This window comes from Butyrivibrio sp. XPD2006, assembly GCF_000420865.1.
GTDB lineage: Bacteria > Bacillota > Clostridia > Lachnospirales > Lachnospiraceae > Butyrivibrio.
The window spans coordinates 128,697-154,043 of the sequence record NZ_ATVT01000002.1; the positions used below are offsets into that span (position 1 = coordinate 128,697).

Sequence of the window (25,347 nt, forward strand, 5' to 3'; positions counted from 1 at the left end):
GTTCACCTTATTCGGCAGATTCGATTGTAACAAGAAGTCTTCCGCCATCGTAACTGTCGTTACCATCAGGATCTATGGCAAACGTGATGACATCTCCTTTTGAAACGGTGAATTCCTCATAGAAGTCTTTTACTATTTCATAGTCATAATTCCCCTGTGTATCACCGCCGATCCATCTCTTTTCTTCTCCGTTAAGGAAAATTCGCATACACACGCCATTTGCATCGGCATCATCACTGTTAGCAAACTTTGTATAGTTTCCCATAACCTTTATAGCGCCATCATGAGCTGCTACCCACCGATAGGCTGCATTCCTGCCATTTCCTGGCTCGACAAAATCTGCTTTCAGTTCAGGTTTTCCGTCATTATAATACCTGTTGTTATCGCTGTCATAATCCAGTTCTTCAAAGTTTGTTCCATTCCAGTCACACATTCCGTAATACCAGCCATCCTGACCCTGTGCTCCGAAAGAAGTCAGCAAATTCGTGTTGTTGGTCCTATCATCATCATTTGCATCATCATTTGAATCATCATCTACATCATCAGAAATGTCCTCAGGTTCATCGTTACTATCGTCAGGTATATCTTTCGGATCTTCGGCTTCATTAATATCTCCGTCAGCATTGCCAATGCTTACTGTAAGTCTTCCGCCATCGTAACTGTCATTGCCGTCAGGATCTATCGCAAATGTAATAATATCCCCTTCATGAACGGTGTATACTTCATCAAAGCCCTTGACTATTTCAGAAGAGAAGTTACCCTGAGTATCTCCACCGATCCACTTCTTTTCTTCTCCGTTTACAAAAATCCTCATGCATACGCCATTTGCGTCAGGATCAGCATCATTGGCAAATTTGACATATTCTCCAAGTACCCTTATCTTGCCGGTTTGTGCGACCTCCCACTGATATGCGGCATTTCGTCCATTGCCCGGTTCAACAAAGTCGCGCTTAAGCTCAGGCTTTCCATTGTTGTAATATCTCTCATTGTCACTGTCATAGTCAAGCCTTTCGAAATTTTCGCCATTCCAGTCACACATTCCGTAGTACCAGCCGTCCGATCCCTGCTCGCCGAAAGCTTCATAGAGACTTGTATTATTGGTCCTTTCTTCTGCTCCTTCAGGATTTTGCTTCACTTCATAGACAGAAACAGACAGTCTTCCTGCGTCAAAAGAAATATTACTTCCCGCATCGATAACAAAAGAAAGCTTATCTCCTCTCTTCACCTCAAGTTTATCGAACATGAAGGTTATCTTATTATCATTGCCATCACCTTTTAAAACATGAACCTCTTCCGACTGGAGGTTTTCGTCGTTCAAATAAACGCCAAACTTTACTCCGTCAGGATAGTCGGGATTCTCATCATTATGACCGAACTTTGTATAATCCCCCAGCACATCAATTTGTCCGTCTTCATATACCACCCACTGATATATGGCTGCTTTCTTTTCCCCGGGGTGAACGAAGTCTTTTTTCATCTCAAGACCATTATTTGCAGGTGAGACAAACGCAGTCTTATCTTCATTCATATAGCTCAGAACTCTTGCAGAGCTAAGGCTGCTGCCTTCCAAAAACCACCATCCGTCTGTGCCCTGCTTAAGATCCGACAGTTTTCCGAGTACAGTTTTATTCGTCCTTACTTCATCTCCGACAACAACCTTAATCTCATCGGAATCGGCAATATCAATCTCCAGTCTTCCACCATCCCATGCATTGTTATCATTGCATCCGATATCAAATGTCAGGATGTCGCCCTTCTTCACCTGAAGTTTTTTAATATCTATGTCTCTTACGTTATCGTTTCCTTCACCTTTGGAGCATTCACAAACAGTGTTGTAGATATTTGTACTGTTATTGTAGATGTTAACTGTAACACCATCCGGCCAGTTCTCGTTGGGGTCTTCATGTCCGAACTTTACATACCGGCCCGTAACATCGATGTTTCCGTCTGCAGCCACAACCCATTTGTACATTGCATCAGCGTTAAGTCTTGGCTGTACAAAGTCCTTTTTTATCTCAAGGTTCTTTTGCTTTCTTGAAACATATCCGGCATTGTCAGTTGTCTTGACCGAGAGAACTTCTGCTCTGTCTATACTTCTGCCCTCAAGATAATACCAGCCGTTACTTCCCTGCTCACCAAAGTCATAAGCAAGATTTGCACGATTCTCTCCGCTGTTATTCACCATTTTCATCGTTTTGAGCTCTGCGTCTTCAATCACAAAAGTGAAATTACCACCGTCGTATGCCGTGTTTTCTTTTCCGTCCACCAAAAGGGTAATACGGTCTCCTTTGTTTACATCAAGTCCTTCAACAGTAAAATCCTTTGTCACTGTTCTGTCAGTCAGAGGCTCAAAATCCTCCTGACGGAGTACGCTTCCGTTTTTCATAAGGTATACCGTCACCCCGTCAGGCCAGTCAGGGTTGGCATCTTCATTCTTAAGCTTTGTGTAGGATGCCAGGATATCAATTGTTCCATCCTCAGCAACCACCCACTTCACGTTAGCGCTCCTACCCTTATTGGCAGGCATGATATAATCGCGCTTTATCTCTATTCCGTCCCTGGTGATGTACTTATCATCATCCACAAACCTCTCTACATTTACCGCAAAACCCGGGTCAAGATAGTATCCCGACTGGAAGCACCATCCATTGCTGCCCTGTTTTCCGAAATCCTCCTGAACAGAGGCGTTATTTGTTCGGGCACTTCCCCAATCAATCACATTATCCTCGGTCTCTCCGGCAAGCGGTGATAATCCTTTGATTGAAAACTCAAATTTACCGGCGTCATAGGCATTGTTTTCCTTACCGTTTATCACCATGGCAATGTAATCGCCTCTTGAGACATTAAGTGATGAAACATCCAGGCGCTTTGTTATCTCTTTTTCCGTATCAGCTTCAAATTCCTGCTGCAACAAAACATCTTTGTTGTGATAAAGAGTAACCCTTGTTCCGTCAGGCCAGCTTGGATTCTTGTCCTCATTTTTAAGTTTGGTGTAAGCAGCATCAATCTTTATCACACCGCTCTGAGCAACCTTCCACTTTATAACAGCCGACTTACCCTTACCCGGATTTACAAAATCTCTTTTGATCTCCAGATCTCTTTTATCCTTATAGCGTTCCTCACCCGGATCATAATTTCTCATATTGTAGGCAACAAACGGAGCGTCACCCTTAGACTCCTGATAAAACCATCCGTTTTCTCCCTGCTGTCCAAAGTCATACCTGACATCAGCAAAGTTCTGTCTTGTCTCGCTTTCATCGATTGTTATATCTTCTTCGGTAACAGCACCTGCAAGATCAAAAATAGAAAACTCATATTTACCGGCATCATACGCATTATTGTTTTTTCCGTTGATCACCATTGTGATGCAATCATCCTTTTTAACAGCCAGAGATTGCACATCCATACGTTTTGTTACTTCCTGCTTTCTGTCTGCTGCAAACTCCTCACGAACCAGCATCGTCTCATTATGATACAACGTAACTCTTGTGCCATCCGGCCAGCCGGGATTCTTATCCTCGTTTTTAAACTTGGTATATGAGGCATCAATCTTTATGTTTCCGTCCCTGGCAACCTTCCACTTAATAACAGCAGACTTGCCCTTACCCGGATTTACAAAGTCGTTTTTGATCTCAAGATAACTGCTGTCAAAATATCTGTACTCTTCTTCCTCAAAGCGGGTCATGTTTATGGCTCCAACAGCCTCATCCTCGAAGCCTTCCTGATAAAACCAGCCATTTTCTCCCTGTTTCCCGAAGTCATACTTTACATCAGCATAGTTTTCCCTTGTATCATTCCCCTCAATAACAACATCATTTTCTGTCGTGACGTTAGTCCTGTCCAGAATGGAGATATCAAAGCTTCCGCCATCGTAAGACGCATTTTCTCCGGCATCAACCACAAAGTAAAGCCTGTCCTTAGTAGTGATTGCCACGTTTTTTTCTCTGAAAGATATCTCATTTGTTCCCTTCGCAGGGGCAGATACCTTTTGGGAAAAGAGCTTATCCCCGTTTTTATAAACAGAAACCGTAACTCCGTCAGGCCAGTCGGGATTACCATCATTTTGTTCAAACTTTGTATAAGTACCTCTGATTTCAACTGCTCCATCAGTAAAAGGCTGCCAGCACAGCATCGCAGCATCATTTATCGCCGGATGGATAAAGAACTGACTGATGGTGAGATTTGGTGAAGTGCAGTTCATGTACTCACCGTTTTTCTCAGTGGATACAAGCTTTGCATCCGAAACGCTCTTACCGCACATGTAAGTCCAGCCGTTGCTTCCCTGAGGTCCGAAATCATCGACATAGTATGCGTTGTTATCAATTCTTTTTCCATCTCTTATTGCAACAGCCCCCTTAGCATTAACGTCAGCTATTGCCACATAAAGTGATCCACCGTCGTAGGCATTGTTCATGTTTGGATCAACAACAAAATAAAGGCTTTCCAGTTCTTCAACATGCACGTTTTTTATTGCCTCTTCCACTACCTCTTCCTTATCGGTCTTGGCATCGACAGAGTATCTTGCTATAGCTTCTTCTCCCTTATAGACGTACAAAGTCACTCCATCCGGATAGTTGGGGTTCTTGTCATTATTGACATTTTTAACATAAGCAAACTCTATGTTGACATCTCCGCTTTCTGCGGCTCTCCACTCAAGAACAGGAGCTGTTCCTTCAGCCGTATGAATGAAGTTTGACTTGACTTCAAGCCCTGTTTTCCCCGGCTGAAAATACCTGTCACCGTCAAAAGATTCTATTCTTTTTGACTTAACCGGATCCAGCGGCGAGCCATATCTGTAAAACCAGCCGTTTTCTCCCTGTTCTCCGAAATCAGCCACATTGAATGCATTATTTGTCCTGTTCTCATCATCGACAAATTCCGGTTCAACGTACGCATCATCTGTAAAAGATGCAGGCCATATATTTGCCAGCGCAACTATTTCATCTTCTATAGTTATGATTTCCTTTGTCTCTCCCCTTGCAAACACAGAAACAGCGACAGTTGCACAGGCCATAATACCCAGCATAATTATTCCCGAAACCTTCTTATGCCCCCAAATTATGCCTAAAGCTCTTTTAGTAATATTCCCCATAAGTTTCTCCCTTCAGCTAAAAAGCTATACTCACTTGCAAACCCTGATGTGTTCAAAGCATGCCTTGGAACCTATGCTGAAAACTCCCCAGTCTGACGCCTGTGACAAATACATCCTTGTTGTAAAAGCAATCTCATCATTTACGTACATGCACACAACGCCATCAGCTATCATCATTGAAATATTGAGTTCGTCCTTATCCGCAATATCGTAATCCACATAGGACTGCGCCGATCTCTCCATGATATTGCTTCCGTTGTAGAACTCGATCCTACTGTTTGCCGCATTGAATATTATGTTCAGTCTTCCCACATTTTCTTCGTTTGTGTTAAAGCAAAAACCAAACATCCCCTCTTTATCAAAATCCTTAACAGTGGTACTTACTATGTAACTTCCGGATAGTTCTTTAAACCCTGCCATCTCATATTTTTCCCCCGAAAAAGAGATGCTTCCGTCGTCAAAGGATGCTGACTGAGACATCTTTACCGGCTCAGCCTTTATTTCATTTGATAAAAGAGCTTCAATCTCCGGATTCAGAACAGGAGCAAGACTTCCATCTTCATGCTTCTTTAAAAGATGTGTGACCATATTGCCACCCCAGTCGTATTCCTCAGAATCGGTATGGCTTTTCTTGGTACCATTCCATCCGACTATGTACAAGTTCTCTCCGTCAGTTTCCATCCTTCCCGCATAAAAGCCGTTGCAGTCAAAAATATCTCTGTCCGGTATTTCAAAGGGTCCGTCGAATCTATCCGATATTCGATAATGTACAAGCCTGTGAGGCCATTGATCCGAAAAGGACAGATACCATTTTCCCTGGTACTCAAGGAGCGTAGGACATTCCAGATTGGAGTCCGTTCCCATATCATTTTCAAAAAATACTCCGGCGTCCTCCCAGTTTTTCAGATCAGTTGATGTGTATCTGGCTATTACACCCATGTTGTCTTTCCTGGTGGCTACCAGCATTGAATAGCAGTTCTCTGAATCCGTGTAAAATACATAGGGATCCCTGAAGTCGTTTTGCGAGTATACATCGCCGGCGTAGAGCGTATCCTCGGGAATCTTTTCCCAGTTCTTAAGGTCACTGCTTACTGCATGCATAACTGCTTCCTTGGGTTCAAACATGTCATTATGACCTGTGTAAAAAGCATGATACTTACCGTCATTCCCCTTGATCACGCTTCCGGTACCAAGAGCAATATCCTGATCTTCAACGTCATCTGCGTAGTTTATGACAATTCCGCAGTCCTCATAAGTAGTGAAGTCCTTAGTCTGCATAAGTCCCCAGGGATGATATCCCTGTTTACCGTCTCTCTGGTCCGCAAGAAAGAAAATATTAAAAGTCCCATCATCATAAAATGGCATCGTATCTCCGATCAAACCTTCACTTGATGAAGGAAACAAAACATGATCTTCAATACTCTCTCCAAGATACCGCTCATCCGGTACTTCCACATTCTCTGCTTCCGGTACTTCGTTGGCACAACCAAGACAACAGGTTGCAACTACCCCGGCCACTATAAGCGCCTTTATCTTTTTCATAGTCCCTCCTTTGGTGCTTTTGCACCATCTTTTGACAGCATTATAATATCATTATGATTCATTTGTATCAATTACAAAGTGCATATGCCGCATATTTTCGTGTAATACTACTTGTTGCACGTGACATTTTTGTGCATTTTGTACATTGCAGAAGCCGAGCAATGTTGCATTTGACACATTGCACCCGCTCAAGGTATCATATTATCCAGTACAGATAATTTTTGGGGGGAATTATGGGAAACAGAGTAACACTACAAGAAATAGCTGACGCACTGGGGATGTCCAGAAACACAGTATCAAGAGCACTCAACAACTCAGGAAGCGTATCAGCCGATACAAGAAATAAGATATGCCAGATGGCGACTGCTATGGGCTATAAGCAGTTCACAACAATAGAAGCTGCTCCTGCCCAGACAGCAAACGCTTTATTTGCATCAAAAGACAAAATGGAGATTGCACTGTTCACCCACTCTTTTCCCGGTGCATCCCACTCAGGAACAAAGCTGCTCGAGGCCTTTCAGAACAAGATAGATTCTCTTGGCTACAAGCTTTCCATAAACATAATCAAGGACTACGAGATAGATAATCTGTGTTTTCCGGCCAATCTCAATCTGGATAACATTGCCGGAATTCTGTGTATTGAGCTCTTTTCTCTTGATTACAGCAGATTCCTTTGCTCACAGAATATACCAATTCTGTTTGTCGATACTCCGATAATGCAAACGAGCAGTCTGGAGGCAGATACGCTTTACATGGAGAATCTCTCCAGCGTCTACCGCCTGATAAACTCTTTGATAGCAGAGGGTAAAAGAAACATTTCCTTTGTGGGTGACAGATTCCATTGTCAGTCCTTCAGCGAAAGATGGCAGGCGTATGTTCTGGCCCTTACAGATAATGGCATAGGCGTTAGAAACGATCTGTGCATTCTCGATGATGACTCCAGTCCTTACTATGACCCGGCATTTATAGCCGAAAAAATCCGATCCTTTAATGCGCTGCCCGAGGTTTTCTTCTGTGCCAATGATTTCCTGGCCACATCCACGATGAAAGCTCTTAAGCTTCTTGGAAAAAGAATTCCTGAAGACGTGCTGGTATGCGGCTTCGATAATTCGCCCGAAGCAACCATCATCGAGCCAAACCTCACCACCATTAAGATACACAGCAGTTCTATGGGCTATACAGCTGCAGACCTTCTGCTTGCCAGGATTGCAACTCCCAGTATGCCCTATAAAAAGACCTACATAGAAACCGATATCATTTACAGGCAATCAACAGGATCAATACAAAACCATCAATAAAAATAAGCCTGCGGAGATCATTCCGCAGGCTTATTGCTTTTTATCTTCTTCTGTTGTTTAAAAGGACCAGTCTAAGGAGCTGTATCACCGCTGATGCAGCGCTGGCAACATAGGTCATGGCTGCGGCAGTGAGGACTTTCCTGGAAGAATCAACCTCTTCATTCCCAAGAATCCCATAGTCTTCCAGCATTACGAGAGCTCTGTGAGAAGCATTGAACTCAACCGGCAACGTTACAACCTGGAACAGAACTGCCAGAGAGAAAACCCAGATGCCGATAGTGATAAGCGGTGAAAAACTAAAGAACATTCCCAATAAAATAATAGGAATCCCTGCCTTTGACCCTATGCTCGCAGCAGGTAATATTGCCGATCTTATCTGAAGCGGAACATAACCGGTGTGATGCTGCAGAACATGACCACATTCATGAGCAGCAACACCTACTGCTGCAACTGAATTTGATCCGTAAGTGGCATCTGAGAGATTAACAGTTTTTGTCCTGGGATCATAGTTGTCGGTAAGATTACCCGGAACATGCTGCACTGCCACATCGGTTATTCCGTTGCGTCTTAGGATCTCCATTGCAGCCATAGCCCCTGTCATACCGCTCATACTGCGTATTTTGTTGTATTTCTTATAAACAGACGACACTCTTGCGCTGGCCACCATACAAACAATAGCCATTATGATTGTCAGAATATACATCGGGTCTATTCCCATTCCATATCTGTAATACATATTCTCTACCTCACTTCAGAACTGTACCGATTTCCAATTTATTGCCAAGAAGGAAAGACTTAACATCCATTCTCTTTTTGCCTTCAAGCTGTACCTCTGTGATCTTAAGATATCCGTCTCCTGTAATGACAACAAAAGAATCTTTTAGTACCGCAATAATGCTTCCATATGCTCTCGCATTTTCAAGCTCTTTTGCCTTAGAAATATCTTCAGGAGCAAGATTGTTACAAAGCGCTCCGAAATCAACAGGTGAAAGAGTCTTGGCATGCCAGATCTTGAGCATCTTGCCTCCAAGGGTTGTGAAGGCTGATGGCCATGGGTTCAGACCTCTTATAAGGTTTCTGATAGTCTCAGCATCTTTTGAAAAATCAATTTTGCCCATATCCTTGGAGAGCTTGCCACACTTGGTCGCAAGTGCTTCATCCTGAGGGATTGGTGTCAGCTCACCTTTTTCTATTTTAGGAAGAGCCTCAACAATAAGTTCTCCTCCAAGTTTAGAAAGCTTGTCAAAAAGACTTCCTCCGGTCTCTTCCTCATCAATTTTAATCTCTCTCTGGATGAGGATATCTCCGGTATCCATTCCTGCTGCCATCTGCATGATGGTAACACCTGTGGTCTTCTTGCCGTCAATGATTGCCTGCTGGATAGGCGCAGCTCCTCTGTACTCAGGAAGGATGGATGCATGGATATTGACACAACCAAATTTCGGAATATCCAATATCTCCTGTGACAGAATCTGCCCAAATGCAGCAACTACGAATATATCAGCATCGACAGTCTTAAGATAATCAACGTGCTCCTGCTGCTTGATCTTAACAGGCTGAAACACCGGGATATTGTGCTCAAGAGCACACACCTTAACATCGCAGGGCTGAAGCTCTCCGCTTCTTCCCTTTGGCTTATCCGGCTGTGTTACCACAAGGACAACCTCGTGTCCGGCTTCAATTATTTTTTCAAGGGCTGACCTGGCAAAATCAGGGGTGCCCATAAATACTATTTTCATAATAATCTCTCTCCTTTATGACAGCCTCAATTATATCACGTTTTTACCATTCATGCCCCGGATATGAAAAAAGCCCGGGATGAATATGTCATCCCGAGCTCCTTTCATTTTATTCTGTTATCATGCAATTTCCTGTCCACCCAAAATTGCCAAAAGTCTTAAATATCCACAGTATCCATGCTCATCCAGAAGGCTCATTACATCATAGCCTGCAGGAATAACAACTTTGTACTGCTTGCCGCCATAGCTGAATACTACGTTTACATCAATATCGCTTCTGGCAGAAATGGCCTGCATCATAGATGTATCAAATACTGAGAGTTTGTTGGAAACGATATTTAACGCTCCGTTCTGTGGAACTGACTGAACATTTGAAATAACTGCTTCTTTATACTGCGCAACTGAAATCTTGCCAAAGTCAAATGTAGCTGTCTGGGCAGGTCTGTCTCCACTTATCTTAGAGATCAGTTCTGCTGTCTGCTGATCAGAAGGTGCTGAGCTTGCATTTGTAACCACTACGCCTCCTGCAGGAGCTGAAGTACTAACTTCCTCTACTACTACCGCAGCAGAAGTATTATCCTGACTTGAATCAGAAACAGGTCTGAGTTTAGCCTTAATGTTGATTCCGCCCTTTACATCGGTAAGAGTAAGTGTGAATGTTCCGTCACCGTTTTCTACTACAGATACATTGTTACCACCATCGATGGTATATCCCTCAGGAAGATTTGCTGCCACACTAAATGCCTGATTGATCTTTGTAGTCAGGATATCCTGCCCTGCGACAGTGGTCTGTGTAGCATTTACCCTGATACCATACTGCTCATTGGATGAATCATCCTGCTTAATGATGTAGTTGATGGCATTTACGATTGTGTTATATGCCACCTTGTATGCATCATAATTCCGAATAGTATCTCCGTCTTCATATCTGCCATCTGTTATCGCCTTGGGTGCATCAATAGCATATACTGTGATTTCAGGAATCTCTTTTGCAAAAGCCTTGCCGGCCTTTTCATTCTTTTCTTCAGTAGTACCGGTCTCATCTTCAATATAGTGACCCATTTCATAATCACTGCCGATATTTATACCAACTTCGTCAGCCTTTATAGTACCCAGGACCACAATTGAACCGGATCTGCCGTTTTTATCAGGATAGCTGGTTGTTATACTGATTCCGTAGTCCTGTCCTGATACATTACCGCCAACTACAATATTACCCTCTCCATCAGTATATATACCGTTACCGTTCGTATATGAAAATCCGAAATGCTCTCTGTTAGTATATGACTCAACATAGGGCTCCCTGACGATATTTCCGTTTTCGTATCTCCTCACATTGCCATATTCATCTACAGCATCTCTCATTTTGATGACTGCACCGTTATTAGCATCATAAAGCCATCCGGAATCTACTCTTTCCTGACCGTTAGACACAACATCTCCTCCTACATAAAGAGATGACTCGCCCATTACATAAGCTCCATTCATACCGGCCACAACGTCACCACCGACGCTTACACTTCCACCATTATCTACACTGACACCTGAGCCTGCTCCACCTGAAACTGTTTCAGTCTCATAATCCCATAACTTAGTCACATTACCGGTTTCGCGATTATACATGGTGTCATATCCGCCCATTTCATGCCTGTCTGTGATAATTCTTGATCCATCCACATTGCCGCCAATATTAACTGTTGCGCCGCTACCAGCGGTAACCAGTCCGTTATAATTTCCGCCGATTGCAAGAGAGTTATCTCCGTTAGAAACCACATCACCGGATATATTTACATCACTATTATTGTGAGCAAGAACCTGACCTTCAACAGATCCGTTCACACTGACATCCTGACCATAAGTATTAATGGCACTTGAACTATAGTTCTCAGTAGCCTCAACAACAACATCACCTACAATAACAATAGGCTCCTGCTCAGTGTCAGAGCTGCCCTGTACCGTCTCAGTTCTTGCAGGCTCCCCTTCAAAAGCATAAGAAGAAAATCCTGCAGTTGCTAACATTGAAATAACCATTGCTGTTGCAGTAATACTAGCTAAAACCTTTCTGTACATCACACAAATACCTCCGATTGATTTGCATTTTTTATAAAGACTTTTTCATTAACCATTTTCATAGCTGCGCTCACGCAGCAAAGTCATAATAAGCCTTCGAGGTATGTGGAATCTATTAAAAAAGCATAAAATTCACCCTAAACCGCAACTCATCATCACTAAAAAACGTGCACAACAGAAACTTAATTTCACATGACTTTTTAACGCAAAAAAGATGCAACCCATATCAGGTTGCATCTCCGTTTTCTTCGTATTCTTTTTCCTGCTGAGCTACAAGGTCTTCGTTGTCCACAAGATCTCCTTCTACCTTCTCAACATACATATGACCGTCAAGGTGGTCAAGCTCATGGCAGATTGCTCTGGCAAGAAGCTCCTCGCCCTCAATTTCATATTCGTTGCCGTCAAGATCCATCGCTCTGGCCCTTACGTGATTCGGTCTTGTTACGATACCGGATTTACCGGGAAGTGAAAGACATCCCTCGTATCCCGTCTGTTCTCCGTCCTTCTCAAGGATGACCGGATTGATCATTACAAGCGGCTGATCTGCTTCCGGGGATACGTCAATTACAACGATTCTCTTAAGAACACCAACCTGTGGTGCTGCAAGTCCCACACCGTTTGCGTCATACATGGTATCGAGCATATCCTCTACCAGCTCACGCACTCTTGGTGTTATCTCTTTGACTTCCCTGCACTCCTTGGCAAGTACGTCATCTCCATATTCTCTTATTTGTCTTAAAGCCATTTTTTACTCCTATATAAATATTAAAAACTTAATTTAAATTGTACGTAACCTAATCATACGGTATGCATGGGGTCAAAGTCAAATTGCACTGTAATTGTCTTTAACCTGCCCATAGCTTCAAGCTCTTTGATATAGTTCTCAAGCATATCCTTAAGGCCTACCAGAGCATTGTAGTCATCAAGCTTAACATACAATACTATTCTGAATACATCGTTAATCTTACCTATACTGCCAAATGCCGGTCCGATGAAGACCGCGCTGGTTACCTTCTGCTGTTCCATTACAGCCCTGAGTCTTGTTGCAAACTCCATTCCCTCATCTTCGTCCCTACAAAAGAGCTGAACACACATCATGTGCGATACAGGCGGATAGCGCAGAAGCTTTCTATAGGATATTTCCTCCCTGTAAAAAGACAAATAGTCCTGCCTCGATGCCGTCTGAATACTGTAGTGCTCAGGCTGATAGCTCTGTATCACTACGTTTCCGGGTCGCACGCCTCTTCCGGCTCTTCCCGCCGCCTGAGTCAGGAGCTGGAAAGTTCTCTCACTGGCTCTGAAGTCACTGGCATAGAGTGACATATCCGCTGCAAGTATACCAACCAGCGTAACATCCGGGAAATCATGGCCCTTTACTATCATCTGCGTTCCCACAAGGACATCCGCTTCCCTGTTTGCAAAGGCAGATAATATCTTGTCATAACTGCCCTTGGTTCTGGTAGTATCAGCATCCATCCTAAGAACCCTTGCCTGTGGCCAGAACTTCTTAACTTCATCCTCAATCTGCTGTGTTCCTGCCCTGAAGGATGATACATACTTAGAGCCGCACTTCGGGCATATCTTGGGTCTTGGCTCCTCATGTCCGCAATAGTGACATACAAGTCTTCCTCCTCTGTGTTCTGACAAAGACACATCACAGTGAGGGCACTTAAACACATGGCCACATGATCTGCAGGAGACAAATCCCGCAAGACCTCTTCTGTTGATAAAGAGCATCGCCTGCTCACCCTTTGAGAGCCTGTCTGTCATCAGCTCCTGAAGTCTTAATGAGAAAATTGATCGGTTACCGGCTCTTAGCTCCTCCCTGAGGTCAGCGATCTCAACCTCCGGAAGCGTACCTCCTGTAAGTCTTCTGTTTAGTTCAAACAGATGATACTCACCGGACTTGGCACGGTAATATGACTCAAGCGATGGAGTGGCAGAACCCAGCACAACGCATGCTCCGTCCGGCAACAACCTTGCAAGCTCAATCGCTGTTTCTCTCGCATGATATTTGGGAGCATTGTCGCTTTTGTAAGTCTGCTCATGCTCCTCGTCAATGATAATTATTCCTGTATTTGGAAACGGTGTGAAAAGAGCTGATCTCGGCCCTATGATTATATCAATATCTCCACACCTCGCCCTCTCCATCTGGTCAAACTTCTCACCGGGAGAAAGCGATGAATTCATTACGGAAACCCTGTCTCCGAAATGTCTGTAAAAGCGCATCAAGGTCTGATAAGTCAGGGCAATTTCAGGGATCAGGACAATTGCCTGTTTCCCTCGTTTTATCATGTTATCTATAAGCGCTATATAAACCTCTGTCTTACCACTTCCCGTAATTCCGTGGATAAGGTAGGTATCTCTTTTGCCATTGTCGTAGTCCGAACTGACAGTATCGACAATACTCTGCTGTTCAGGACTTAGCACCTTATCTTCATATCTTGAAGAAGTTCCTGCCATTGGAGTTCTGAAATACTCTTCACTCTCTATCCTGATAATCCCTGCTTCGCTCATGCTCTTAAGGGTCTGTGAGCTCACACCGAGCTTATCCGTTATAAGCTCATAGGGAATCCTCTCATCGCTGTTATCAAGAAGTTCTTTCAGAATCCTCTCTCTGGCCTTCTGCTTCTTCCTGATACACTCGTAGTACGTCTCCGTTGCCTCCCTCAGTGGCATCCGCAGGGACACAAACTTATGCACCTGCCTCTTCATCTTCTTGCCGGAAGGGAGCACCGTCTTAAGAGCAGCATTCATGGTACCGCCGTAGTTCCTCTTCATCCAGGCCGCAAGCTTAATGGATATATCATCAGCAGAAGTCATATCACCGGACACTGCTATGATCTCCTTAATCTTATCCGGATCCCAGTTAGCCTCATCCGTAAGCTCGATCACATACCCCTTCCTCTGGGTATCTCCCTTACCAAAAGGCGCAATAACACAGTCCCCGACAGCCACCTTTCCCCTCAGCCTGTCCGGAATTCTATACTGAAAAAGTCTATCAACTTTCTCATGTGATATATCAATAATTATATTCGCGTAAAGTGCTGCTTCTCTTTCCAAGTGTAACTCCTTTACGTATTCAGTATCAAAAACATATAGGCTATTATACCACGCCCTAATCTGATTCCTTAGACGATCTCATCTAAACGTAAATTATTTGAAGGCGGCTCTGACTGGAGGGCTCCCGGCCAATATATGTGAGCATTTTTGAGTCTTGTCCTGCGGAGATGAGACCTATCAATTTCTTAGTGCCTATGCACGTAGAAATTGATGTCCAGGGCTCAGTGGAGCGCTTAGGACAACGAGAAAATGATCACATATATTGGCCGGGAGCCCCCAGGCAGAGCCGCCCCAAGTCCTTCATTATTTGCGTTCGTCGAGTATTTCCTGGATGAGTTCGCGCTCGTCCATGTGGTATTTGACGCCCTTGATCTCCTGGTAGTCCTCGTGACCTTTGCCGGCGAGAACAATGATGTCACCCTGCTCGCCGTGATCGATGGCATAAGCTATGGCTTCCTTGCGGTCTGTAATCTTGATGTATTTGCCATCTGTCTTCTTGATACCGGTCTCGATGTCGTTAATAATGTCGAGAGGCTCCTCAAAACGAGGATTGTCAGATGTGATTATGGTGAAATCCGCATATCTTCCGGAGACTTCTCCCATCTCAAAGCGGCGAAGCTTACTTCTGTTGCCGCCACAGCCAAAGAGACAGATAAGTCTGTTGGGACGGTAATCACGAAGTGTTGTCAAAAGAGATTTGAGAGCCATCGCATTGTGGGCATAGTCAATCATCAGTGTGAAATCATCAGATACCTTGACCATCTCTATTCTGCCCTTAACCTTGGCATCCTTGAGTGCAGGAGCAATCTGCTCAGGACTGCAGCCAAAGTGCCTTGCAACAGCAATTGCACAAAGTGCGTTGTAGACGCTGAACTTGCCGGGGTTTGTAATCTCTGCATGCATATTGATAAGTCCCTCTGTATCAAAGAAGACTCCGAGATTGCCCGGTTTTCTGATATATGCAAGATTGATGGCACGAATGTCCACATCCTTGTTAAATCCATAGGTTTCAACGTCACAGGTATGACCTTCAAGGATATCCTCGGTATGGATATCGTCTCCGTTGCAGATACCCACCTTGCACTGTTTAAATAAAAGTCCCTTGCAATGCATGTAATCTTCGAAGTCCTTGTGTTCATTAGGGCCAATATGATCAGGTTCAATGTTTGTAAAGATTCCGATATCAAAAATAAATCCCTGGCTTCTGTGAAGCATAAGTCCCTGGGAAGAAACCTCCATGACTACAGCATCACATCCTGCCTGGACCATTCTGGACATGTACTCCTGAAGGGTATATGACTCAGGTGTTGTATTCTCAGCATGAATATGCTCGTCGCCGATTATTACCTCAATAGTTCCGATAAGTCCTACCTTGTATCCGGCATTCTCAAGCATACTCCTGATGAGATATGTAGTAGTGGTCTTGCCTTTGGTTCCTGTTATACCGATTGTCTTAAGTTTGGAAGCCGGGTGATCAAAATATGCTGCAGAAATAAATGCCATTGCATATCTGGTGTCTGCAACTCTTATAACAGGCAGCTCTGACCCTTCGGGAAGCTCAACATCAGATTCTGCAACTATAGCTGCTGCCTTTTTCTCATCTGCATCTGCTGCGCAGGAATGTCCGTCAAAATTAGCGCCCTTAATACAAATAAAAAGAGATCCCTCTTCAATTTTCCTGTTATCATTTATTACATTTTTAATCTCAATATCAGCTGCATTCAGTTCTTTTTCACTGTTTCCTGCAGTAATTCTGTATTCAAGCCCTTCCAGCAGTTTTTCTAGCTTCATTTGTCGACCTCCAATTTTTAATATTTTCGTCACATTTACGACACAAATGTGTATTATATTATTCTTATAGATGTGAACTAGCTCACATCTCCCCCTCATAAGAAACCGCAAACACACGCTTCGCGTGTGTTTTTGTGGTTTATGGAGTATTTTTCGAATAATCGCTCATTACCAGCTGAACGCTTTCTCTTCCCATATAGCTGTTAATATTAGGATAGAAAGCTGCCTTAATAGTCATTGCGTTCTTAACATCTCCGGCGTAGAGATCCTCTACTCCTTCTGCTCCAAACTCACTTTCAAGAAATTCATTAAAGCCATCCAGATCTCCAAAATACATCATATCACAGGCCATGCCCGATTCATCACATACTCTGTATTTCCCGCAGTTTCTGTTTTTGCCGAGAATCCTACCAGAGAGGAGTTTAATGTCCTTTTGAACAAATATAGGCTTCCCATTGCCGTTCCCAAAGGGCTCAAGTCTCTCAAGTTCCCTGACAAAATCCATGTCAGCATATCTGAACGGTAGAACCATATCTACCTTAAGCACCGGCACAAAGTCCTCTTCAGTCAGCATGCACTGCTCATTAAGTCTTGTTCTCAGAATATCTATGTTCTCAACAGGAAGTGATAATCCTGCCGCCATCTTGTGTCCGCCAAATTTCGTAAACAGATCCTTGCAGGCTGAAAGCGCCTTAAACATATCATAACTTTCTATTGATCTTCCGGATCCCTTTGCCCCCTCTGCTCCGTTGGTAAGAATGATCGTAGGTCTGTAATATTTTTCCTTGATCCTTCCTGCTATGATTCCCGCAATAGATTCGTTAACATCAGGGAGATATACAACAAGAACCTTGGGAAGCTCTCCCCCCTCAGTCATCTTCTCTATTTCGGCAACCGCAGCATCAACACCCTGAACGGTCATAGTCTTTCTGGAATCATTCATATCCTTGAGATCCTGAGCCATACGTGCTGCCTTGTTGATGTCCTCTTCCAGAAAAAGAGAAAGAGCGCGTGATGCCAGATCAAGTCGTCCTGTGGCATTAAGACAGGGACCAATCACAAAGCCATAGTGGAATGCAGACAGTTTTCTAGCATCAAGATCATTAACATTAATGAGGGCCTTAAGGCCGGCATTTTGTGTGTACGCTATCCGATTTAATGATTCCTTGACGATTATCCTGTTCTCATCGCGAAGTTCCATAACATCACAGACTGTTGCGATTCCGGCAAAGATGAGCATTTCATCAAAGAAAGCCTTAACTTCTTCCTCTTTATCCCTCTTAGAGATTCTGGCCATCATCTGAAGAAACTTGTATGCAACAACAGCTCCGCATATCTCCTTAAAGCTGCAGCTTCCTTCTCTTCTCTTGGGGTCTATGACTGCATCTGCAGGAGGAAGTATCTCTTTGTCGCCGTCACTTCCTTCTTCAAAAGGGACCTCGTGATGATCGGTGACAACCACTGTCAGGCCCTCATCCTTGGCATGTCTGACCTGTTCAAATGCAGCAATTCCGTTATCACATGTAATTATGGTGTCACGACCTTCTGCAATTGCGTCGTCTACCAGTTTGATACTAAGGCCATATCCGTCCTTGACCCTGTCAGGAAGAACATAGTCCACATCAGCCCCAAAAAGCTCAAGGCCCTTGACCAGAATGTAAGAAGAACAAATGCCATCTACATCGTAATCTCCTATCACCCTGATATGTGCTCCATCGGAAATCCTTCCTAGTATCACTTCCGCTCCCTTTTCAATATCAAAAAGTTCCGCAGGGTCATGAAGCATTGAAGCATCTCCCGAGAGATATCGCATTATCTCTTCATCAGTAGAAAGCCCTCTATTGGTAAGAAGCCTGGCTGTGATCCTGTTTATTCCGAACTTATCAGCTATCGCATCAAAGTCAGCCTTCTTCATCTTCACCATCCATTTTGACATACAAACACTCCCCAAATCCATACTAAAAGATGTCTATACCCTTGCATAAAATGCTCAAAAGGGTAAAAAAACACCGTTCATATTATTATAAACATGAACGGTGTCCTATTTTTATACCTTATTCAGCTTTTTTGCTTCCAATGAAGTTCTTAAAGCTTGTCTTGAGGTCATACCACATAGGTGATGCAATGAAGATTGATGAGTATGTACCACAGATTACGCCAACCATAAGAGGAAGAGCAAATGCCTTGATATCAGCTACACCGAAAATGTAAAGAGCAAATACTGTAAAGAATGTAGTTGCTGATGTAAAGAGGCTTCGTGTAACAGTCTGGGATACACTGGTGTTAACCAGGTCTTCCAGTTCCTTCTTGCCAGTAGCAAGGTGCAGGTTCTCACGGATACGGTCGAAGGTTACGATTGTGTCGTTGATGGAGTAACCGATGATTGTGAGTACTACTGCGATGAATGTGTTACCTACTGCAAGTCTTGTAAATGCGTAAGATACAACCACAATAAGTGCATCATGGGCAAGAGCTATAATTGCTGCTGCACCAAACTTGATATCCTTGAATCTGATCCAGATGTAGATCAGCATCAAGACAAGCGCAATAGCAAGAGCAACAATAGCATCTGTTCTCATCTCTGAACTGATAACACCACTGATTGTCTCTGCAGCAATATTCTCAGGTGTTACACCGTAATTGGCCTCAAGTATCTGATCAACAGCTTCTCTCTGATCAACTGTAAGAGTTGATGTCTTAAAGATAACCTGATTTGTTCCGGTAACTGTCTGGATAAGGACCTCATTGATGCCTGCTGCGCTCTTGATATCTTCTTTTACTCCTGACTCAAGTTCAGCAAGAGTGTATGCCTTGTCAAATGTAACAGTTGTTGATGTTCCACCAACGAAATCAAGGCTGTAGTTAAATGCACCCTTACCTGCTGATGCATTAACACCCATAACTACTACACCGGCAATAACGATTGCGCATGAGATAGCGTAGAAAATCTTTCTCTTAGCAACAAAGTCAAACTTCTTAACCTTCTTGGCCTTACCGTAAAGAACAGGGCTCTGAAGTCCGATTCCGTAAAGTATAGATGTGATCCATCTTGTAATAACAAGTGCGGTAAACATTGAAAGGATAATACCAAGGATAAGAGTCTCTGCAAATCCCTTAATGCTTCCTGTGCCCTTCCACAGCAATACGGCTGCAATGATAAGAGTAGTAATGTTACCGTCAAGGATTGATGAAAGCGCTTTGTTATATCCGTTCTTTCTTGCCTCATCAACAGGCTTACCGACTGCAATCTCCTCCTTGATCCTGGAGAATACAAGCACGTTGGCATCAACCGCCATACCAATTGAAAGGATGATACCTGCAATACCCGGAAGAGTAAGTGTCATCTCAAAGGCAGATAACAGGAATACCATAAGTCCTGAGTAAAATGCAAGAGCAAGTGTTGCAGATAAGCCAAGCAGTCTGAAGAATACGATCATAAAGATTGCAATAAGCGCAAATCCAACAGCTGCTGCATAAAGGCTTGTCTTAATAGCATCGCTACCAAGCTGAGCACCTACAACGTTTGAACGAAGTTCATTGAGCTGAAGCTTAAGTCCACCGATACGGATCATTGAAGCAAGATTATCTGCCGCTTCAAATGAGCTCATTCCTGTAATAACCGCCTTACCGTCTGTAATGGCAGCCTGAACATTAGGAACACTGATGAACTGTCCGTCATAGTAGATACCGATGCTCTCACCGTTTGCAAAAGCCTTGGTTGTTGCATCTGCAAAAGCCTTGGCTCCGTTCTCTGTAAACTCAAGAGAAACAACCGGCTCCTGTGCTCCGTATGAATCCTGCTGGTATGCTGCCTGAGCAGCTTCTACATCCTCACCGCCAAGAACAATTGATCCTTCAGCCTGAAGCTCTTCAATTGTCTTGTTGAGCTGATAGCCGTAGATCATCACGCCGTTCTCATCAACTTCAATATTTCCATCCTCTGTGATTCCGGAATGATATGTGTAGTTATCATTGCCGTTTGCATCAGTCTGGGCTATGAAATAAAGATTTCCGGGCTGTCCCAGATCCTCAAGGATCTTGTTAGCATCTGACACACCGGGAATCTCAATGTTTATACGGTTTGTACCTTCCTGATAAACCTGAGACTCTGTACTGTACTGCTGCACACGCTGCTGCAGCTTGTAAATGGTATCTGACATATCCTCTTTGCTGGGAGTGCCATCACCAACTACCTCGTAAGTGATGCTGACACCACCTGCAAGATCAAGTCCGAGATCAATACTGCTGAGTGATCCTGACTTATCGGCGCCAAGTCCGAAAACTGCTGAGTATCCGATTCCCCCAAGAAGTCCAAGGGTAAGGATCAGCGCCAATACATACTTTAACCTTTTCATGACTTATTATTCCTCCATTTAACCTTCTTCAGCTAATGCTGCTTTTATCATAATCGCACACTCGATGCGCTTCCTCTGAAGCTCACATCCGTGCTTATATGTCGTATTGATATCGCCGTTGAAATTATAAGCATTGGCAGCACAACCGCCGCTGCAATAATATCTGGCAAAACACTTTTCGCACTCAGGTCTTGAGTAAACATTGCTCTTTTTGAACATCTCACGGATGTCGTCTCTCTTAATTCCCTCGAAGACATTTCCCATTATAAAGTCTTCATTGCCTACAAACTGATGGCACGGGTAGAGATCTCCCCACGGTGTAACACCCAGATATTCGCATCCCGATCCGCAGCCGGAAAGTCTCTTGGCCACACATGGACCGCCCTCAAGATCTATATTGAAGTGGAAGAAGTTAAAACCTTTTCCCTCTTTGCGTCGCTCCAAATAGAACTTCGCAAGCTTATCATATTCCTCACAGAGCTTGGGAATATCCTCATCCTTCAAAGCATACCAGTCATCCGGTTTGGCAACAACAGGCTCAACAGAAATCTGCTTAAAGCCAAGGTCTGCCAGATGCTTAACATCCTCTGAAAAATCAAGGTTATTGTGAGTAAATGTACCTCTTACGAAATAGCGAAGCTGATGACGGGATTCCGCAACCTTCTTAAACTTGGGAACTATATCGTCATAACAGCCCTGTCCGCCCTTTCTGGGGCGCATGAAATCATTGACTTCCTTGCGGCCGTCGATGGAAAGAACAATGTTCCCCATCTCTTTATTAACATAATCGAGAATCTCATCATTAAGAAGCGTTCCATTTGTAGTGATCGTGAACCTGAAGTTCTTGTCATGCTCCTTCTCAATGCTGCGACCGTATTCTACTATCTTCTTGACAACCTCCCAGTTCATGAGAGGCTCTCCGCCAAAGAAATCTACCTCAAGATTTCTTCTGTTTCCGGAATTCTTAACAAGGAAATCAAGAGCTGCCTTGCCGACTTCCTCGCTCATAAGAGCTCGCCTTCCGTGGTATTCACCCTCATCGGCGAAACAGTACTTGCAACGAAGATTGCAATCGTGTGCGATGTTGAGGCAGAGCGCCTTAACAACCGTATCTCTCTCCTGGAATTCTTCTACATAGTTCTCATATACATCGTCTGTATAAAGAACGTCTGCTGCTCTGAGCTCCAAAAGCTCGGAAATAGCTTCTCCGATGTCCTCAGGCGAGTACTTCGAAGATATCTCAGGCATGAGGATTATCTCGTTAAAGAGCTTCTGAAAATCCTCATCTCCTTCCCTGTCCTCACCTTCAGGTGCAGCCGCTGTGCCATGATAACTTACAAGCTTCTCCTCTACGATGGGAACAAGGTCTAAAACAACGTCATCCACAACATGAACAGATCCCGAATTCACGTCCAGAACTATGTTGTAGCCGTTGTTTGTGTACGCGTGAACCATAAAAATAAAAACTCCTAACTAATAAAATCATATAACGCAAGAATAGGCAGCGACCGATGAATGGGGTCGCTGCCCAACATGATTGCTTAACTTATCGGTAAAAATTACTTGCTAAGCTGCTCACAGCTCTGGTTACCTACTGTGCATGATGTCTTGCAAGCTGACTGGCATGATGTCTGGCACTCACCGCATCCGCCCTTTTTCATTGATTCCTTAAGATTTCTGGTTACTAATGACTTTACATGCTTCATAATATTGCCTCCTACTTGAAAATGCTCATTCTTCGCACTTCGAGTTTTATGTCGATTTAGTATATCATAAATTACCCAAAGATAAAAGTGGACTTTTAAAGTTTTTCTTTTTCCTGTGCCGGAGCGGTAACGGTAATAAGAACCTTGGTGATTCGGTTTCCTTTGATGCCTCTTGCGGTAAGTGTTATACCGTTATCCAAAGTGACCGTTTCCCCATATCCCGGAAGTCTGTCCAGAGCCTCGATCATAAGTCCTCCGATGGAATCGTAGTCCTCAGAGTCTAGCTCTGTCCCCAGTTCATCGTTTATATCGTCCAGCTTCATATTACCTTCTACAAGATATCGTCTTCCGCCGACGTTCTTGATGAGGTTGATCTCATCCGAGTCGTATTCGTCTCTGATCTCTCCCACGATCTCCTCAAGAAGATCTTCGAGAGTTATCATTCCAACGGTAGCTCCGTACTCAGATAATACAAATGCCACATTCTGTGACTTCTCTCTCATCTCCACCAGAAGATCGGCAGTCTTTTTAAACTCATATGTATAATATGCTTTTCTCAGGTGATCCGAGATTTTAAACGACTCATGATCCTGGAGAAGAATGAGGTCCTTGACGTTTATAAGGCCAATGATGTTATCCTGCTCATTCCCTTCAAATACGGGAATTCTGGTGTACATATTCTCTTTAAAGATCTTCATGACCTCATCGTATGTAGCCTGTGTGCTTACACAGCTCATATCGATCCTTGGTATCATGATGTCTTTGGCTACGGCGTCGGAAAAGTCAAATACATTGTAAATGATCTCCTTCTCGCCGCTTTCGATAACACCATCCTCATGGCTTACATCCACATAAGTCTTAAGCTCATTCTCCGTCATGGCCTGACGGTTGTCTGTATCAACATGAAGGATCTTCAGTATAACCGTTGCGATACCGTTAATAACAAAACTAAATGGCACCATTACAGCCATCAGCCCAACTATTATCCCCGAATACCACAGGGAAATATTCTCGGCATAGGCAGTTGCTATGGTCTTGGGAATGATCTCGCCAAAAATAAGAACGATAAGTGTCAATATTCCTGTTCCTATTCCAATGGCGAAGCTTCCGAATAAGTCTGTGACAAAAACAGTCATCAGCGCCGAAGCACTCAGATTGACAATGTTGTTGCCGATAAGTATTGCCGAGAGCATCTTCTGGGTATCTTCACATATCCTGAGCACCCTTGCGGCGCCCCTGCTGCCCTCGTCGGCAAGTGCCTTCATTTTTACTTTATTACATGTCATCAGCGCTGTTTCTGCCGATGAAAAGAATGCGGATAACAATACCAGAACAACAAGAATTATTATCCTTAACAAGTGTACGTCCAATTTCTTTCTCCTTAACAGGTCTTAACTGAGCGGATTGAGATAGAATTCCTTGAAATCTTCATAGCCCTGATCACTAAGCTGCTGCTTCTGGAACTTCTTGTTCTTGTTCATGCGAACCACAAGAACCTGTGAACCCTTAGCACGCTCTTCCTGAGCTTCCTTAATTATCTCAGCTAGTCTGTCTCCGGCGATTCCTTTTTCTATAAGGAAAGCCTTCTTCTGATCAGCTCCCGGAATCTTGAAGCCTTCATCCATCATGATCATGATAATTCTCTCAAATCCGATGGAGAATCCGCAGGCAGGAGTATCCTGTCCAAGGAACTTGCCTACCATCTTGTCGTATCTTCCGCCGCCACCGCAGCTTCCGCCGTATTGAGGCATCGCCACCTCAAAGATTGTTCCTGTATAGTAGCTCATACCGCGCACGAGTGTAGGATCAAACACCATCTCAAACTGTGCTGTCTTGGTGCTCTCTACAGAGCTTATGATCTCTGAAAGCCCCTCTCTGGTATCGGCATCAAGGAAATCGCCTATCTTATCTGCGATAACCTTAAGTCCTTCCAAAGAGTCTTTGCCCTCTGCTGCCTTAAAGAGATCAAGGTACTTATCAACGCTCTCCTGTGCAAAGCCAGCCCCCACAAGTTCCTCAGAAACTCCCTCTATTCCGATCTTATCCATCTTGTCCAGAGTTATGAATACATTATCGTATTCCTCCTCAGGAAAAGAGCTGTAGGCTGCCATAGCCTTAAGAATCCTTCTGTCGTTGATCCTGATCTTAAAGTCCTTGAACCCAAGTCTGCCGAGAGTTGTTGTTGTAGCAAGTATAAGTTCGATTTCCGCAAGGTTTGATGCCTCTCCGAGAATATCGATATCGCACTGCATGAACTGACGATATCTGCCCTTCTGCGGTCTGTCAGCCCTCCACACATTGCCCATCTGCAGGGCCTTAAAAGGTGAAGGGAGCTCTCCGGCATGATTTGCATAAAAACGTACCAGCGGAACCGTAAGGTCATAACGAAGTCCTGAATCCGTAAGGTCATTTTCCTCTTTGGCCTCAGCCAGGTTCAGCTTCTCACCTCTTTTCATAACCTTAAAGATGAGTTTTTCATTCTCTCCTCCCTGCTTGCTGTTAAGGTTTGCAAGGGATTCAACGGCCGGTGTCTCAATGGATGTAAATCCGAATTCACCGTAAGTCTTCTTGATCACTCCGATGCAGTAGTCTCTGAGCTGCATCTCAGCAGGAAGTATATCCTTCATGCCCGTAACGGGCTTTTTCACAAGTGCCATCTCTAAAAATCCTCCAAAATACTATATACTGCTA

The 25,347-nt window shown here is 43.8% G+C and carries 15 protein-coding genes; 1 reads left to right on the top strand and 14 read right to left on the bottom strand.

Annotated features, from left to right (window positions below; all coding sequences use genetic code 11):
- Positions 1-7: 7 nt before the first annotated feature.
- Both G590_RS0102575 and G590_RS0102580 read right to left on the bottom strand, forming a co-directional pair.
- Complete coding sequence (locus G590_RS0102575; protein WP_022764111.1) at positions 8-5,092, bottom strand: hypothetical protein; 5,085 nt, start codon at positions 5,090-5,092, stop codon at positions 8-10.
- A gap of 30 nt (positions 5,093-5,122) precedes the next feature.
- Positions 5,123-6,634 carry a glycoside hydrolase family 32 protein gene (locus G590_RS0102580; protein ID WP_022764112.1) on the bottom strand — a complete coding sequence of 504 codons (1,512 nt, stop codon included), beginning with the start codon at positions 6,632-6,634 and terminating at the stop codon, positions 5,123-5,125.
- Positions 6,635-6,867: 233 nt separating this feature from the next.
- Between G590_RS0102580 and G590_RS0102585 the strand changes: the two genes are divergently transcribed.
- Positions 6,868-7,932: a LacI family DNA-binding transcriptional regulator gene (locus G590_RS0102585; RefSeq protein WP_022764113.1), complete on the top strand. Its 1,065-nt coding sequence runs from the start codon at positions 6,868-6,870 to the stop codon at positions 7,930-7,932.
- Between the two features lie 40 nt (positions 7,933-7,972).
- Here the strand turns inward: G590_RS0102585 and G590_RS0102590 are convergent, their stop codons facing one another.
- From G590_RS0102590 to hisS, 12 genes are all read right to left on the bottom strand, one after another.
- Positions 7,973-8,668, bottom strand: a complete 696-nt coding sequence (locus G590_RS0102590; protein WP_022764114.1) for a zinc metallopeptidase — start codon at positions 8,666-8,668, stop codon at positions 7,973-7,975.
- A gap of 10 nt (positions 8,669-8,678) precedes the next feature.
- Complete coding sequence (gene fmt, locus G590_RS0102595; RefSeq protein WP_022764115.1) at positions 8,679-9,671, bottom strand: methionyl-tRNA formyltransferase; 993 nt, start codon at positions 9,669-9,671, stop codon at positions 8,679-8,681.
- Between the two features lie 120 nt (positions 9,672-9,791).
- Positions 9,792-11,744: a hypothetical protein gene (locus G590_RS0102600; protein ID WP_155828710.1), complete on the bottom strand. Its 1,953-nt coding sequence runs from the start codon at positions 11,742-11,744 to the stop codon at positions 9,792-9,794.
- 223 nt (positions 11,745-11,967) lie between these two features.
- Positions 11,968-12,486, bottom strand: a complete 519-nt coding sequence (gene def, locus G590_RS0102605) for a peptide deformylase (protein ID WP_022764117.1) — start codon at positions 12,484-12,486, stop codon at positions 11,968-11,970.
- Positions 12,487-12,539: 53 nt separating this feature from the next.
- On the bottom strand, positions 12,540-14,804 hold the full coding sequence (gene priA / locus G590_RS0102610; RefSeq protein WP_022764118.1) for a replication restart helicase PriA: 2,265 nt from the start codon (positions 14,802-14,804) through the stop codon (positions 12,540-12,542).
- 303 nt (positions 14,805-15,107) lie between these two features.
- On the bottom strand, positions 15,108-16,595 hold the full coding sequence (locus G590_RS0102615) for a UDP-N-acetylmuramoyl-L-alanyl-D-glutamate--2,6-diaminopimelate ligase (RefSeq protein ID WP_022764119.1): 1,488 nt from the start codon (positions 16,593-16,595) through the stop codon (positions 15,108-15,110).
- Between the two features lie 139 nt (positions 16,596-16,734).
- Complete coding sequence (gene recJ / locus G590_RS0102620) at positions 16,735-18,531, bottom strand: single-stranded-DNA-specific exonuclease RecJ (RefSeq protein WP_022764120.1); 1,797 nt, start codon at positions 18,529-18,531, stop codon at positions 16,735-16,737.
- Positions 18,532-18,649: 118 nt separating this feature from the next.
- Positions 18,650-20,950 (bottom strand): protein translocase subunit SecDF, encoded by a 2,301-nt coding sequence (locus G590_RS0102625; RefSeq protein ID WP_022764121.1) that lies wholly within the window; start codon positions 20,948-20,950, stop codon positions 18,650-18,652.
- A gap of 18 nt (positions 20,951-20,968) precedes the next feature.
- Positions 20,969-22,405: a thioether cross-link-forming SCIFF peptide maturase gene (scfB, locus tag G590_RS0102630; RefSeq protein ID WP_022764122.1), complete on the bottom strand. Its 1,437-nt coding sequence runs from the start codon at positions 22,403-22,405 to the stop codon at positions 20,969-20,971.
- A 104-nt stretch (positions 22,406-22,509) separates the two neighbouring features.
- The gene (gene scfA, locus G590_RS18160) at positions 22,510-22,656 is read right to left on the bottom strand and encodes a six-cysteine ranthipeptide SCIFF (protein WP_013281386.1); all 147 of its coding nucleotides are present in this window, start codon (positions 22,654-22,656) and stop codon (positions 22,510-22,512) included.
- A 95-nt stretch (positions 22,657-22,751) separates the two neighbouring features.
- Positions 22,752-24,026: an HlyC/CorC family transporter gene (locus G590_RS0102640; protein WP_022764123.1), complete on the bottom strand. Its 1,275-nt coding sequence runs from the start codon at positions 24,024-24,026 to the stop codon at positions 22,752-22,754.
- 21 nt (positions 24,027-24,047) lie between these two features.
- Positions 24,048-25,313, bottom strand: coding sequence for a histidine--tRNA ligase (gene hisS, locus G590_RS0102645; protein WP_022764124.1), 1,266 nt, complete (start codon positions 25,311-25,313; stop codon positions 24,048-24,050).
- Between the last annotated feature and the right edge of the window lie 34 nt (positions 25,314-25,347).

Excerpts from the sequence above, each read along its gene's own strand:
- recJ (WP_022764120.1), bottom strand. The coding sequence starts at position 18,531 with ATGTCAAAATGGATGGTGAAGATGAAGAAGGCTGACTTTGATGCGATA.
- G590_RS0102580 (WP_022764112.1), bottom strand. The coding sequence starts at position 6,634 with ATGAAAAAGATAAAGGCGCTTATAGTGGCCGGGGTAGTTGCAACCTGT.
- scfA (WP_013281386.1), bottom strand. The coding sequence starts at position 22,656 with ATGAAGCATGTAAAGTCATTAGTAACCAGAAATCTTAAGGAATCAATG.
- G590_RS0102590 (WP_022764114.1), bottom strand. The coding sequence starts at position 8,668 with ATGTATTACAGATATGGAATGGGAATAGACCCGATGTATATTCTGACA.
- G590_RS0102625 (WP_022764121.1), bottom strand. The coding sequence starts at position 20,950 with ATGAAAAGGTTAAAGTATGTATTGGCGCTGATCCTTACCCTTGGACTT.
- def (WP_022764117.1), bottom strand. The coding sequence starts at position 12,486 with ATGGCTTTAAGACAAATAAGAGAATATGGAGATGACGTACTTGCCAAG.
- hisS (WP_022764124.1), bottom strand. The coding sequence starts at position 25,313 with ATGGCACTTGTGAAAAAGCCCGTTACGGGCATGAAGGATATACTTCCT.
- G590_RS0102615 (WP_022764119.1), bottom strand. The coding sequence starts at position 16,595 with ATGAAGCTAGAAAAACTGCTGGAAGGGCTTGAATACAGAATTACTGCA.
- G590_RS0102585 (WP_022764113.1), top strand. The coding sequence starts at position 6,868 with ATGGGAAACAGAGTAACACTACAAGAAATAGCTGACGCACTGGGGATG.
- scfB (WP_022764122.1), bottom strand. The coding sequence starts at position 22,405 with ATGGTTCACGCGTACACAAACAACGGCTACAACATAGTTCTGGACGTG.
- G590_RS0102575 (WP_022764111.1), bottom strand. The coding sequence starts at position 5,092 with ATGGGGAATATTACTAAAAGAGCTTTAGGCATAATTTGGGGGCATAAG.
- fmt (WP_022764115.1), bottom strand. The coding sequence starts at position 9,671 with ATGAAAATAGTATTTATGGGCACCCCTGATTTTGCCAGGTCAGCCCTT.